The sequence below is a fragment of the Paenibacillus sp. FSL E2-8871 genome, assembly GCF_038000345.1.
Lineage (GTDB): Bacteria > Bacillota > Bacilli > Paenibacillales > Paenibacillaceae > Paenibacillus_AQ.
The window spans coordinates 632,410-645,905 of sequence record NZ_JBBOBV010000001.1 but is presented as its reverse complement, the minus strand read 5'-3'; the positions used below and the strand labels follow the sequence as shown (position 1 = coordinate 645,905).

Annotated in this window: 13 protein-coding genes; 4 read left to right on the top strand and 9 right to left on the bottom strand. The window is 45.1% G+C overall.

Annotation, left to right across the window (positions count from 1 at the left end; genetic code table 11):
* Positions 1-436: 436 nt before the first annotated feature.
* The 5 genes from NYE25_RS02975 to NYE25_RS02955 all read right to left on the bottom strand — a co-directional run bounded on the left by NYE25_RS02975 (position 437) and on the right by NYE25_RS02955 (position 6,889).
* Positions 437-2,554, bottom strand: a complete 2,118-nt coding sequence (locus NYE25_RS02975) for an amylo-alpha-1,6-glucosidase (protein ID WP_341145063.1) — start codon at positions 2,552-2,554, stop codon at positions 437-439.
* A gap of 24 nt (positions 2,555-2,578) precedes the next feature.
* Positions 2,579-3,415, bottom strand: coding sequence for a carbohydrate ABC transporter permease (locus tag NYE25_RS02970; RefSeq protein WP_341145062.1), 837 nt, complete (start codon positions 3,413-3,415; stop codon positions 2,579-2,581).
* A gap of 13 nt (positions 3,416-3,428) precedes the next feature.
* The gene (locus NYE25_RS02965) at positions 3,429-4,304 is read right to left on the bottom strand and encodes a carbohydrate ABC transporter permease (RefSeq protein WP_341054319.1); all 876 of its coding nucleotides are present in this window, start codon (positions 4,302-4,304) and stop codon (positions 3,429-3,431) included.
* Between the two features lie 63 nt (positions 4,305-4,367).
* A complete protein-coding gene (locus NYE25_RS02960) occupies positions 4,368-5,744 on the bottom strand; it encodes an ABC transporter substrate-binding protein (RefSeq protein WP_341145061.1) in 1,377 nt (458 codons plus the stop codon).
* Between the two features lie 119 nt (positions 5,745-5,863).
* Positions 5,864-6,889: a LacI family DNA-binding transcriptional regulator gene (locus NYE25_RS02955; protein ID WP_341054317.1), complete on the bottom strand. Its 1,026-nt coding sequence runs from the start codon at positions 6,887-6,889 to the stop codon at positions 5,864-5,866.
* Positions 6,890-7,024: 135 nt separating this feature from the next.
* Between NYE25_RS02955 and NYE25_RS02950 the strand changes: the two genes are divergently transcribed.
* Both NYE25_RS02950 and NYE25_RS02945 read left to right on the top strand, forming a co-directional pair.
* Positions 7,025-7,804, top strand: coding sequence for a ChbG/HpnK family deacetylase (locus tag NYE25_RS02950; RefSeq protein ID WP_341054315.1), 780 nt, complete (start codon positions 7,025-7,027; stop codon positions 7,802-7,804).
* A gap of 200 nt (positions 7,805-8,004) precedes the next feature.
* Entirely contained in the window at positions 8,005-9,495 is a 1,491-nt protein-coding gene (locus tag NYE25_RS02945) for a 4-hydroxyphenylacetate 3-hydroxylase family protein (RefSeq protein ID WP_445667115.1), read from the top strand.
* Between the two features lie 165 nt (positions 9,496-9,660).
* Here NYE25_RS02945 and NYE25_RS02940 read toward each other — a convergent pair whose 3' ends face one another.
* Positions 9,661-10,956, bottom strand: a complete 1,296-nt coding sequence (locus NYE25_RS02940) for an MFS transporter (RefSeq protein ID WP_341145059.1) — start codon at positions 10,954-10,956, stop codon at positions 9,661-9,663.
* 202 nt (positions 10,957-11,158) lie between these two features.
* Here NYE25_RS02940 and NYE25_RS02935 point away from each other — a divergent pair, with 202 nt between their 5' ends.
* Both NYE25_RS02935 and NYE25_RS02930 read left to right on the top strand, forming a co-directional pair.
* Positions 11,159-11,740 carry a TetR/AcrR family transcriptional regulator gene (locus tag NYE25_RS02935; protein WP_341145058.1) on the top strand — a complete coding sequence of 194 codons (582 nt, stop codon included), beginning with the start codon at positions 11,159-11,161 and terminating at the stop codon, positions 11,738-11,740.
* Positions 11,741-11,859: 119 nt separating this feature from the next.
* On the top strand, positions 11,860-12,237 hold the full coding sequence (locus tag NYE25_RS02930) for a PilZ domain-containing protein (RefSeq protein ID WP_339803222.1): 378 nt from the start codon (positions 11,860-11,862) through the stop codon (positions 12,235-12,237).
* A gap of 112 nt (positions 12,238-12,349) precedes the next feature.
* Here the strand turns inward: NYE25_RS02930 and mnhG are convergent, their stop codons facing one another.
* The 3 genes from mnhG to NYE25_RS02915 are packed head-to-tail and all read right to left on the bottom strand — an operon-like array spanning position 12,350 to position 13,495.
* Entirely contained in the window at positions 12,350-12,754 is a 405-nt protein-coding gene (gene mnhG, locus NYE25_RS02925; RefSeq protein WP_076282804.1) for a monovalent cation/H(+) antiporter subunit G, read from the bottom strand.
* Positions 12,729-13,022: a Na(+)/H(+) antiporter subunit F1 gene (locus tag NYE25_RS02920; RefSeq protein WP_042187626.1), complete on the bottom strand. Its 294-nt coding sequence runs from the start codon at positions 13,020-13,022 to the stop codon at positions 12,729-12,731. Before NYE25_RS02920 ends, mnhG begins: the two co-directional genes overlap by 26 nt.
* Positions 13,022-13,495 (bottom strand): Na+/H+ antiporter subunit E, encoded by a 474-nt coding sequence (locus NYE25_RS02915; protein ID WP_076282805.1) that lies wholly within the window; start codon positions 13,493-13,495, stop codon positions 13,022-13,024. The genes NYE25_RS02920 and NYE25_RS02915 overlap by 1 nt, the downstream gene beginning before the upstream one ends.
* Between the last annotated feature and the right edge of the window lies 1 nt (position 13,496).

Here is a 13,496-nt window from a genome sequence, read left to right as displayed (position 1 = left end):
ATTGTATATATCCATTAAGATTTGAACATCTAAAAAATGCTATGTTTAGAAAGACATTTAGTAAATGACAAAAAATAATTTAAAAAGGCAGGTTGTAATGATTATGAACAACAAATCTCTTTACAGGTCTATAGTATTGGCTCTTGGTTTGACCTTCGTCACGTCGTATAGCGGCAGCATCATTTCAGCGGAGAAGACGTTAGCTGAAACAGGAACGGACGCGCTTGGGGTAGGTTTTACCGGCTCTTGTAGTTATTTGGGTTGTAGGATACTTACATCAATTTTCACAAAAATGAGTGACTTCAGGCAAAAAATAAGCGGCCTCAGTCCCATGGACCAAGGCCGCTTAACCGTCTTATATTATTTGTATTATCAATTTGACAGGGTGTACTTCAAACGCTGGTAGACGATCTGCATGCCTGCAACACTTCGTTCTTTAATGCGAAACGACAGTCCAACCTGTCGTATTTGCCAAAATGTGATAATCACATGTTTCCTTGCGCCGTTTAACGTCCACATCCAGTACACCGCTACCAAGACGAAGCCTGCGGACGGAGAGCCAGTCCATTCCCACAGGCAACATGGGATGAAGCGATATTTGTCGCGTCATATAATCAAGCTGCATACCGAGCATAACTTCAATAAACACGAAAGGTGTAGCGGCTGCCCACGCCTGAGGGGAGCATGCGACAGGATAGTGAATCGGCGTGCCCTTATCCGCGGAATAACCGCAGAACAGTTCCGGCAGGCGATGATTTTCAAAGCTAGAACTGGCGGCAAGTAAGCCCTCTATAACGGTCACCGCTTCCTTATGGAAGCCTTCGTGATTCAGTCCCATTAGACACAGTGAGTTATCGTGCGGCCAAACGCTTCCGTTATGATAGCTGATCGGATTGTAGCCCTTTTCGCCCTCTGCCATCGTCCGAATTCCGTAACCGCTGAACATTTCCTTTGATAGTAGTTTGTCGGCGACTGCTGCTGCCCTATCCGGATTCAACATGCCGGACATGAGCACGTGTCCAGGATTCGAAGTAACAGTTTCAACCTGTTCTCTGCCGCAATCGAGTGCCAGCGCATAAAATCGGTCGCTTTCCACCCAGAATTCCTTCTCGAACAGCTTCGACAGCTCCTCAGCTTCGGCGATAAGATCGCTGGACCAGGCGATCATTTTGTTATCGTTCGAATACGGCTTCATCGTGCGGAGAAGCTCCGCAATCGTCGTCTTAGCCTGATAGACATATCCTTGCACTTCGGCGAGAGCGATTGGAGCTTGCGCATATTCTCCGTTGCGATGTACTACGGAATTGGACGAGTCCTTCCACCCCTGATTCGTAATCCCTTTGGCGGATTCTTTGTTATATGTCACAAAGCTGCTTTCATCCAAATCGCCGCATGTATCGATCCATTCCAGCGCCCGCCTGATGTTGGGCATCATCTCTTCAAACAATGGTATATCGTCGGTCCATTTGACATATTCACCGATCAGGATCAGAAACAGTGGCGTTGCGTCTACCGTACCATAATACGGTTTAAACGGCACCTGGTTCGTATTCGCTAGCTCGCCATCGCGTATCTCGTGCATAATTTTTCCCGGCTGCTCGTCGCGCCAGCTATCCGACTTTTCACCTTGATAGCGAGCCATCGTCATAATGGTGCCCTTGGCGATTTCGGGATGAACAGGTAGTAACTGCAAAGCCGTGATCAGGCTGTCGCGTCCGAACGGTACAGCATACCAAGGCAAGCCGGCCACAGGAAACAAGCCAAAACCGAGATCCGTGAGCAACGCCCTGATATCCGACAAACCGCGCCGATAGAGGCTATCGAAAACCGGATGATTACTGGCCACCCCTGTCGATCTTTGCTCCCAATCCGCATACATGCGCTGTAGCTCTTGTATAGCATCAGCATGCGAATGGCGCTCGGGGTAGGTTTCATCGATGACCGGAACAAAGAACAGATCGATCGATGCCGATTGCCCCGCTTCCAAATCCATATAATAAGCGATCCCCGCTCCGTCATTCGAAACAGTGACTTGGCCCGGCGCTTCCATCCACTCGACGAGTAGCGACCGCTTTACGTCGTCAACCCCACCGTAATCGATAGAAAACCCCGACGCCAGTTGTCGGACCCCTGTCTTCCGTCCGAAGTGGCCCTCTTGAAATCCGCGAATGACAAACATATCTTGGAAATCGGCATCAATCTCCAGCTCAATGCTGAAACGTTGAAGATGTGGGTTGAAGTTGGTTGCGCGAATCGTTTCATAGAGAATGCCCTTATAGATAAATCGCGTCCGCTTAATCTCGACGGATTCACGCCATAGCTTTTCTCCATCTTTGATATCCGGATTCGTAAGCACAATATTCGAGACATAGTTCCGGTCAGACTCAGATGCAAGGACAATCGGCTTTGCCCCATTAACGGTCAACTTCAAATGGTTGAGAAACCGCGTATCTTTCGTATATAAACCGAAGCCTTCCGTAGAATCAGTCGATATATCGCCGGATAAATCCGTAACGAGAAACAAATCGTTTTCTTTTATGACGCTATATGCCACTTCTGCACCTCGTTCGTATGTTTATTATCCCTTAACCCCGGAAGAAGCTACGCTTTGCTGCACTTGCTCCTGAACAAGCACGTAAATCACAATCCCCGGGAGAATCACCATCATTAGCGCAGCGAACATTCTTGTATAATTGTAGGAGAATGCTTCATTAAAAAATTCCAGTGCCACCGGCAATGTTCTGTTCTTCTCGCTGGTAGTCAATATCAGCGCGTAGAAGTATTCATTCCAATTGTTCAAGAACATTAAAATGCCGGCTGTCGAGATGCCCGATTTGGCCAACGGCATATTTACGTTCCAAAAGATTCTCCAGAAGCCCGCGCCGTCGATTAAAGCTGATTCGTCAAGATCTTTGGGAATTGCGATAAACGATAACCGCAGGATGAACAATGCCAGCGCCATGCCGAACGACGCATAGACTAGGATCAATGCGGCCTTCGTATCATAGAGATCGAGGTTCATGATGATCGTGAAGATAGGCTGCGCGCGGGCGTATCCCGGGATCAGCAACGTTATGGTACAAAGGATAAATAAGAACGATTTGCCGCGAAAATTGAATTTCCCGAAAATATAACCGGCCATCGTGTAAATGAACAGCGCAATCAAAGTCGAGGCTATCGCAATGAACATGGAATTCATAAAGTACCCCAAAAAGTTGTACTGTGTGAAAACATCCATGTATGCTTGAAAATCAATTTTTTTCGGCAGTGAAAAAGGATCATTCAATATTTCTTTGTTTGATTTGAAGGAAGAAAACAGAATCCATAAAATCGGGAATATCGACACCAAGACCGTAAACGTCATGACACTGTAAGAGACGATGAGTTCAGGCCATTTTCGGATGTTTATTATCACTTTCACACCCCCCTCAATAAGTACTCTCGTTCATCTTGAACAGCCTGTTGATCAGCAGAAGGACCAGGATGCCAAGCAGAATCATGATCGTTGCTGCCGCGTTGGCGTAACCATAGTTGTAATTAACGATGCCGTCATAGAGCATCAGCGTTATGTTATAGGTATCGTTGCCCGGCCCACCTCGGGAGGTAAGTGCCACTTCCTCGAATCCGGCGATGCGCGCAGTGACAGACAATATGATGCCTGTTCCGATCGCTTTTTTGACAAGCGGCAGGTTTATGTGCCGGATCATCCCCCACTCGCTCGCTCCGTCCAACAGCGCAGCTTCATGTACTTCCTTGGGAATGGCCATCAAATCGTTATAGACGATCAAGGTAACGTACACCGCATAAAATAACCAAGTGAGCGTAATTGCGAAAAAAGAGGCAGGGGAATCGAAAAACCAGTTGACATGAAAATCCGAAAAGCCAATGCTCCTGATTATATGGTTCAAAATGCCGATTTCATCGTTGAAGAACAGTTTATAAATGATCGCCCAAGCAGCGGCGGAGATAACCATCGGCACCATAAACACTCCCCGAACGAATCTCCATCCGATATGTTTCTTGTACAAAACGAACGCAACCAGTGTGCCGAATCCGACGTGCATCGTAGCCGCAATAAGCGACCATAGCAGGATATTACGCAAGGCAATGAAAAAGGTGTTGTCATACGTAATAAGATGAATGTAATTATTTACACCGTTAAATTCGGGGGCGCGCAGACCGTCCCACTCCATAAATCCCGTCACTAGCACCGTTCCGATCGGGACGATATAAAACAAAGCCAGCACGAGAACCGTTGGCGCCAAGAACGCCGCAATCCATACATTCAACCACTTGATTTTCATTTTTTCACCTCTTTTTCTGCAATGAGCCCTCTCACTACGAGGAGAGGGCTCATCCGTTGTGGCTTATTTTTTGAATTGTTGCGCTTTCTTCGTTAAATGCTCGGCGAATTCCTCCGGCGTCATTTTGTCTTGTGCCAGCAGCGGTAGATAGCCGCTAAACTCTTTGGACGAAATCTGATCCGGCCACACATCCGCCATGGATTGAGCGATCATCTTCAAATCGCTGGTCACGGACCGATTCATCTCAGCCAAAATCGGATTCAGCTTGGAGGTGAACTCGGCGGAAGTCTGAATATTTGGAGCTTGCCCGCCTTCGGCAACCATATATGCTTCGATTTCCTCGGGAGAACGGATAAATTCGATGAACGCAAGTGCCGCTTCCGTCTCCTCCTGCTTAAGCCCCTTCGGAATCCACCAAGAATACTCGGCTGTCGTAGCCAGCCCAATGCCGCCGGGATAGAGAGAAACGCCGACCTTCTTGTCAAAGCCTTCCGGCGCTTTCGTCGTATCCGAGAAGTCACCGACCATCCAAGTCCCGTTCGCGATAATCGCCGTTTTTTCGTTCAGGAAGTTGTTGGCGGAATCCGCGTAAGCGGCGCCGAGCGCATTGTCCGTCGTGTATTCCTTGAGCCACTTTTGTACTTCACCAAATGCCTTGACCCACATCTGACTCGTATAATCGAATTCCTTGTCTGCGCGGTTGCTCTTCAGCACTTCTTCAGCTCCTGGCTCGTTGGCCATGAAAGCGGATGCAAGAAGCATCGTGGTCCAGGCGTTTTCCCCTGTCATCAGTGAAAGCGGTGTGATCCCTTTGTCCTTAAGTGCTTGAAGCGCCTGATCGAATTCTTCGAAATTCATTTGCGCGATTGGTTTTGTAATTCCCGCGTCTGCAAACATTTCTTTATTGTAGAACAAGCCGATCGGACGAACTACGGAAGACGGCATGGTGTAAATCTTACCATCTCTAGTATTGAATGCGACGGAATCCTCGATCAGAGTCGCTTTCAATTCCGGCTTTGAATCCAAAAATGGCTTCAGGTCGTAAATCTCGTCTTTTTCGATTAGAGTCTCGACAAGCTCATTGGCTCCTTTTTCGATAAGTGCGGGCAGCTCTTTTTGCTGCCAAAGAAGCTTGATTTTGTCATTATAGTCATCGTTCGGCACTTCTTCGATTTGAATTTCATATTTGTCGGTATACTTTGTGTTGAAGCGCTCTACTTGCGGTAGGAAAAATTTTGCCCCTACGTTCTGACCTGACTTATAATGTGGAATTTTAAGTACAACTTTTTCTTGTACGGCGGTTTCCGCCGGTTTGTCGGTGCTTTCCCCCGACGAGCTTGGCGTACCCGATGCGTTCCCTCCTTCGTTGTTGGACCCGCATCCTGTTAAACCCAGTGCCATGGTCAAACACAGCATCGATACGATTTTGAATCTCTTCATAAGCCCATTTCTCCCCTTTTAGTCAGTAGTTTTTATTTAAAGATTTCCGAAGGAAATCCTTAAAACGGTGTCTGACGGAGATTTCCAAAACGTTTCGGAAAAAGGATGCAAAAAAGCCATTAGCCTTTTTGCAACCGATCCGTACTCTCACGGATAATGAGCCGATTTTCAAGCACGATTTTATGCTTGACATTGCGCCCTTCTATCATGTCGATGAGCATCTGCGCTGCTTGATAGCCCATCTCGTATTTTTCCTGACGTACAGTGGTCAGTTTGGGCGTGCTGTAGGAGGCTATCGAGATGTCGTCAAAGCCGATCACTGAAATGGAATCAGGTATTGCCCTGCCCATCTGCTCCAATTCTTTCATCACGCCCAGCGCCATAATATCGCTGGAGCATACGACAGCTGTAGTTTCGGGGTGGCGCGACAGGATTTTGCCAATGGCATCCGCCCCCCCCTCTTCCGAAAAGCGGCCGTCTTCAACCCTGCTGACATCGTAGGCGATGTCAGCCTCCTGCAAGCCCAGCATGTATCCTGACAAGCGATCTGCGCAGATAGCCGCTTCTTTATAACCATTTATGAAAGCAATATTGCGGTGTCCCTGCTGGATCAAATGACGGACGGCATCCCTGACTCCACTTACATTATCAGTCGTGACGTGGCCGACCCGCTCGCCGGCGACAGGGATGTCGATTAACACGGAAGGGAACATAGATTGATCGGTGACCTCTCTTAAATAGGGATCAGTTGTCTTTAGCCCCTTCAGGATAACCCCGTCAACATTGCGCTCCCGACAAAGGTCCGAATAGGTTTTATTCATTTGTTTGTTCGGGTTCGTACTGAACAAAATGATATCGTAATTCAGCTCGCTGGACCGGTCGCTAATGCCGCACAACACCTCGAACGAAAAAGCAGCTTTGACGCTGTCGCGCGTAAGCTCCGAAATGATAACGCCGATCGTATTCGTTTTTTTCAGTACTAGACTTTGTGCCTGAGCGTTCGGCCGGTAGGACATTTTTTCGGCCAGCTTCTTGATCCGGTTTCTCGTTTTTTCATTGACGTCGGAGTAGCCGTTCAACGCGCGGGATACAGTAGTAATGGATACGCCTGCCGCTTTAGCGATATCTTTGATTGTAGGTGACATATAAAAACCTCAAACTTTCCAAAACGTTTTGGTAATGCTACAATCAATATAGCATCACATGTAAGCGATTGCAATCTTTTATTGGCACTTTTTGGATGGAAGCATTTACGACAAAATAACCGGAGGTTGAATGAATTGCCGAAACTGGAAATTTACTTGATCACGCAAGGCGACGATTTGGGGGGAAGCTATTCCGCCAACAAGGCCATCCACGAGGCGTGGCGTAACGGCGTGCTCCGCAATGGTTCATTAATGGCAAATGGCATAGCGGTACAGGACGCTGCGAAGCTATTTGCTCAGGAGGATGGATTTTGCATTGGCCTTCATTGCACCCTGCATGCAGAGTGGGACCGTGTTCGCTGGGGTCCGGTGTTGTCACCAAAACAGGTTCCGAGCTTAGTACTCGAAGACGGCACTTTTCACCGCTCTCCTGCAGACTGGAAAACGTCGGGATTTGAAATTTCGGAGGTGATGGCCGAATTACAAGCTCAACTGGAAGCAGTCAGAAAGCTGGGCTTCAAACCTTATTACGCTGATACGCATATGGGTTTCGAGCGAATCGACGAACGGCTCACTCACCTATTCGATAATTGGTGTGAAAGCGAAGGGTTAATGTCCTACCGAAACGTTTGCATGAATATTAGTTATAACCGAACAGGCCAAAGAAAAGATCCCGTATTGAACGTCATTCAAGCATTGGAATCCGTCCCCTCCGGCATTTATCGCCTAGTCACGCACCCTACATTTATGGATGAGGAGATCCTTAATTTCGGAAATGCGCAGCATACCGGCGAACATATCGCTAGGGAGAGAGACGCCGACCGCAGACTGTTCCAAGACGAACGACTCAAGCGGTATATTGCCCAGAACGGAATTCGCACCATTCGTTACGACGAGCTCTGGAAATATTGCTAATCGCATAAAAACCCAGTTAATAACCTTCAAACTATGAGATTCCTTTCAATAGTTTTTTCTAATCCTTGGTTTAATTTACATGTAATGAATAATAGGATATCCACCAAATGTGGACAATGTACAAGGGGAATCATGGTTACGTACATTAAAACAATAACAATGTTTTATTAGTACAACATGCATTCAAAGAGGTGGAACTTTTGCCTATTAAAAATGGTAATCAATACATCGAACGAATCGACCGGCAAAATATCAATATCTGGTACAAAGGAACGCGTATACAAGGGCCCTTATCCAAACATCCCGCATTTCAAGGCCTCATACAAACACAAGCCGAAATGTACGACATGCAGTGTGATGAGCGTTATTTAGCGCAGATGACCTACCCTTCACCTGATACCGGAGAGCTTGTTGGTCTATCTTTTCTCCCACCCAAAAATATCGAAGATTTAGAACGCCGAAGAAAAATGATTGAAATATGGTCGAATAGGCATCACGGTTTTTTAGGCCGCTCCCCAGATTATATGAATACGGCAATCATGTCTCTGTTCACAGCTGCCGATATCCTTGAGGACCTTCATCCAAAATATGCCGAAAACCTCAGGAGATATTATGCCTACTGCCGAGATCATGACATTACATTATCCCATGCTTTCATCCAGCCTCAAGCTAGTAAAATATCTGGTCAGATTGATGCTACAGAGGATTCTATTGCTGCTAAGGTCGTAGAAATCAATGAAGAAGGGATGCTTGTAACTGGTGCTTTTATGATGGCAACACAAGGGGCTACATGCGATGAAATGCTTGTTTTCCCTACTCCTTCACCTTCCCTTGTGGATGATGATAATCCCTTCGCGTTTGCCTTTGCAGTACCCAATGATCTGCCAGGGATAACTTTTTTTTGCCGTGAAAGCTACGCAGCCAAATCCAACTACGACCATCCGTTAAGTTCAAAATATGAAGAAATGGATACACTTGTTATATTTGACCGCGTACTTATCCCTCATGATCGTATATTTTATTACGGAGATGAGATCTACTGTGCCCGATTGTTCGGCGAGAGTCACTTTCACACCCATATTGCCCACCAAATCATTACCCGCTATATTGCAAAGACCGAGTTCTTTCTCGGTGTACTAGAGTCTTTGGCGGAAGAACAAAATGTTGAGCTTGAGCCCTACACCATTCTGCCGATTTCAAGAATACTAACGTTTCTAGAAACATTCAGAGCGTTAAGACTCGCCTCTGAAGTCGGAGCATCCCACGACAAATTTGGATATCTCGTTCCTGATAAAGGCCCCCTTCTAGCTTCAACCATTCACTTTTCAGAGTTTTATCCGAAGATGGTTGAAATGGTTCAAAATCTAAGTTCAAGTGGTCTTATCATGATCACCTCTGAATCGGACTTCAGTTCAAGTGCCGGTTCGTACCTCCATCAGTATTTGAAGGGGAATGTCTCGGATGCTTGGTATCGAAATGCCTTATTCCGGCTCGCTTGGGAACTAGGAGCGGGTCCATTCGGTGGCCGTCAAACCCAGTTTGAGCGGTTATTTTTTGGGAATTCTGAAACAGTGGCATGGCGTATGTACAATAGCTACGATAATCACGAATACTTCCGTCAAATCATTCACGAATTTATTTCACCAGAAGACCCCCTCCCTAATTCAACAACAGATGTAGTTTCTAATTGAGCTTTTTGTTTATTTTTCATGTTGAATTGAACTTTTCGAATTGCTCCCACGGCCAGGTGACATGAAATACTATAGCCCTGGCTGGAGCGTTAAGACTTAGAAATCGCACCTAATTATGCGAGATCAGTGTTACAATTTTTTCAGCACGAATACTCATCCCTTCAGTTACTCCTTTGTTAATAACCAAAAAAGAAGAGCCAGAGCACTCACAATTGCACCTAACAAACTCACTCCGTTCCAGCCAAAGTAAACATAGATACTGGTAGATGCGATCGACCCAGTGGCGCTGCCAATGGAATAAAAAATCATGTAACCGGCAGTAAGCCTACTGCGTGCCTCAGGTCGCAAAGTAAGGATCATGCTCTGATTGGTGACATGTACGGCTTGTACTGCAAGATCAAGAAGGATAATACCAACGATTAATGCAATAAGCGAATGTTGAACATAACTTATTGGCAACCATGATATGAGCAAAAGAATCAATGCCACACCGGTGGTCTTCTGCCCTAAACCTCGATCGGCGAGGCGACCTGCTCGCGCTGCTGCTAACGCGCCTGCAACACCTGCGAGACCAAATGCTCCAATCGCTGTATGTGAAAGAGAAAACGGTGGGGCGCTGAGAGGTAATACTAGAGACGTCCATAATATACTGAAAGCGGTAAAAATCATCATGCCTAGTGCAGCACGGATTCTAAGAGTTCGTTCCTGAGCAAACAACGTGAACATTGAACGAATCAACTGTAGGTAAGATAATGATTCTCTTTTGTGCTCATAATGTGGCAACACCCGAAACAATACACACGCCATGATTAGTGTTAATACCGCGGAAACAAGGTAGACAGAACGCCAACCTGCTAAATCCATTAATACGCCAGCGAAAGTTCGCGCCAGTAGAATACCAATTACGATTCCACTTGTCACAACACCAACGACACGCCCACGTTCGGCTGGAGCAGCCAAAGTTGCCGCGAATGCAACGAGCGTCTGTGTCACTACGGCTAGAAACCCAACCGCTGCTATACCTATGAATAACACTTTACTGCTGGTGGCAGTACCAACGACAATTAAAGCCAATACGGATAGAATCATCTGTCCAGCGATCAGCCAACGCCGATTTAATAGATCACCCAGAGGCACTAGTAATAACAGTCCAAGTGCATAAAAAATTTGAGTGATTGTAATAACAAGTCCAACGAATGAATGAGAAATACCAAACTCGTTCGAAATAGCGTCCAGTAAAGGTTGCGCATAATAAATGTTAGCAACAACTATTCCGCAGGCGATGGAAAATAAAAGTGCCACATTACGAGATATTATTGATACAGGCACTGGTTCCGACGCTCTAAGCCCTCCTCGTACTTTTTCAGTTTTTTTGACTGTTTGATCCGCTATAATAGCTTTCGATTCCTCAACAGATTCCCCCAAAGATAACGCCTCCTGATTAACTTTTATCAAATTCATACATTACATACCGATCAGTATGTAAATACGTTTGACAAATATAACTCAAAAAAAAGATAACTGTCAAGAGATTAGCTTATGAACAATTATGAACAATCGAAAATTAGAAGCCGACTATATATACGTTCATTTCTTATTGACATAATAATTTTCAAACCATAAAATAATATCATACCGTTCGATATGAAAAGAGGGAGTTAGTATGGCTCGACCACGTGAATTTGATGAAGAAAAAGCATTGGATGCAGCTATGCAAGTATTTTGGGAAAAAGGGTTCGAGGCTACCTCTTTAAGCGACCTGACATCAAGAATGGGTATTCAGCGGCCTAGCATCTACTCTACCTTCGGAGATAAAAAAGGACTATTTGAAGCTGCGTTGCGGAAATATACGAGTTCTCATGCTGCCTATGTTCGTAACAAGCTTCAAAACAATTCTTCTGTTAAAGAGGCATTCCGTGACTTTTTCGAAAATATAGTGGCAAAAGAATATGGACAACATCCGAACTGGGGATGCTTTTGCATTAATTCGATGGTTGAACTTTCACCCCACGATGAGAAATTTGAGCTCCTGACAAGAGAACACCAGATGTATCTCTCGGTAATATTTCAAGAAACGATTGATCGAGGTTTGCGCTCAGGTGAGCTTGATTCAACTATTAACGCAAAGAGTTTAGCGCAGACACTTGTCGTATCATTAATTGGACTTACTGTGATCATGAAATCCCGTCCTGAAAGATCATTTGTAGATAATTCTGTAAAAGAAATACTTACATTGTTACGATAGAATCAAAAATTAGGTATGCAGCTTTTGTAACTTCGAAACTTTAATATGTTTAATAACTCTTCACTAATCCTGTTTTCCTGTCGATAATTTATAGTAGATGGAAAAGTATGGAGGAGCATATGAACACTAATCGCAGAACTGAACCTTTTCGATATACCCTTAAAGAACCTGTAACCCTTGATCTTCATATTCTTAGTATTAACGGAATCCAGGTTCCTTCTAAGCCTGTAAGAGCTGTACTGTTCGACATCAGTCGATCGGGTTGCCACTTATCATTCCCCCTCAATATCAACCCAGAAAATAACCTGGTACGCATCGGAATGGAAATGAATCTTACGGATGAATCTATGTACATAGAAGGAATATTAAAATGGAACAGAGAACAGCAAGGCAGTTTCCACTACGGTATTCAATTGGACATTCCTGAGAATGACGGTGATCGTCTTCCAAGGGTGCTACGCAGGCTCGCTGGAGAAGGTAAAATATTGGTTCGTTGAGATGTTAACAAAAGAATAGTACTCCATTAATAAAAAACAAACCCGCGTGTAGACGCGGGTTTGTTACAGTTTTTGCTGCTGTTATTGAAAATCAAAATAATTCCTAACACTTCTACCTTTGTTCTTGAGGTATATCTCGTTCAGGGGTTACTGGTATAACTTGCTCTTTCTCCAGCACCTCTTTTAAATCATCCTGAATTCTTCGATCCCAATGAGGAACACCGGAGCGATATGCCGCCCTACCTGTTAGGTGGGCGGATAAAGGTGCAGTTATAAATACAAAGACAATTCCTAGTAATAGCTTTGCACTAATATGATTCTGAAAAAATGCAAAATATAGAAATGCCCCAACTAAGACACATAACACACCGAGAGTGGCACTCTTCGCGGCAGCATGTGATCTTAGATAAACATCAGGTAGCCGTATCAAACCAATAGCACTAACGGCGCTAAGCAATGCCCCTATAAGAATTAACAAGGCAAACAGCAACTCACCTGTAGTCTTGATCATTTCCATTTTCTAGCACCACTCCCTTTTCGATATATCTGGCAAAGGCTGTCGTTCCAATAAAGGAAAGAATTCCAATCAATAAAATAATTTCTATAAAAGCCTGCGTTTGGAGAAAGACAGATAACACGGCCACCATTGCTAGCAGATTAATTCCAATCGTATCTAGTGCAGCGACTCGGTCAGGTAAAGAAGGTCCTTTCACCAAACGCCAAGCACATACGCCTATAGCTAAAGCCATGATCGTAATGGATAGCATAAGAATAAAATGAATCATTAGCGGGTCACCTCCAGTATCGCTCGCTCAAAGGTATCACGGATATTTGCTCTGAACTGTGCAGGGTCATCAACATCCATAGCGTGAATATACAATGTCCGATTATCATCCGACACTTCAAGCACCACCGATCCAGGAGTGAGGCAGAGCATCGTGATTAACGTTGCCACTTCCCAATCTGATTTCAGCTCTGTAGTATATTTGAGGATAGCTGGACGTATATTAAGCTCCGGTCTTAGAACGGCTTTTACCACTACATAACTAGAAACGACCAGCTCCCGCAGCAGCAACAGGATTAGCTTAAGGATCGCCCACACTTTTCCAAGATATAATCTGGGCCAAAAGCGTCGCATTCCGAGCAGAATGAGTATACCGAGCAGGAAACCAATGACGAAACGTGGCCCAGTCCAATCATTGTGCAGAAACATCCACAGGAATGCTATCATGAAATTCAATAATAGTTGAAAAGCCATA

What these genes read in the sequence shown, in the direction of transcription:
- NYE25_RS02955 (WP_341054317.1), bottom strand. Translation starts at nt 6,889, where the DNA reads ATGTCACCTACAATCAAAGATATCGCTAAAGCGGCAGGCGTATCCATT.
- NYE25_RS02965 (WP_341054319.1), bottom strand. Translation starts at nt 4,304, where the DNA reads ATGAAAATCAAGTGGTTGAATGTATGGATTGCGGCGTTCTTGGCGCCA.
- mnhG (WP_076282804.1), bottom strand. Translation starts at nt 12,754, where the DNA reads ATGGAAATGATCAAGACTACAGGTGAGTTGCTGTTTGCCTTGTTAATT.
- NYE25_RS02960 (WP_341145061.1), bottom strand. Translation starts at nt 5,744, where the DNA reads ATGAAGAGATTCAAAATCGTATCGATGCTGTGTTTGACCATGGCACTG.
- NYE25_RS02920 (WP_042187626.1), bottom strand. Translation starts at nt 13,022, where the DNA reads ATGATTCATTTTATTCTTATGCTATCCATTACGATCATGGCTTTAGCT.
- NYE25_RS02935 (WP_341145058.1), top strand. Translation starts at nt 11,159, where the DNA reads ATGGCTCGACCACGTGAATTTGATGAAGAAAAAGCATTGGATGCAGCT.
- NYE25_RS02930 (WP_339803222.1), top strand. Translation starts at nt 11,860, where the DNA reads ATGAACACTAATCGCAGAACTGAACCTTTTCGATATACCCTTAAAGAA.
- NYE25_RS02940 (WP_341145059.1), bottom strand. Translation starts at nt 10,956, where the DNA reads ATGAATTTGATAAAAGTTAATCAGGAGGCGTTATCTTTGGGGGAATCT.
- NYE25_RS02915 (WP_076282805.1), bottom strand. Translation starts at nt 13,495, where the DNA reads ATGGCTTTTCAACTATTATTGAATTTCATGATAGCATTCCTGTGGATG.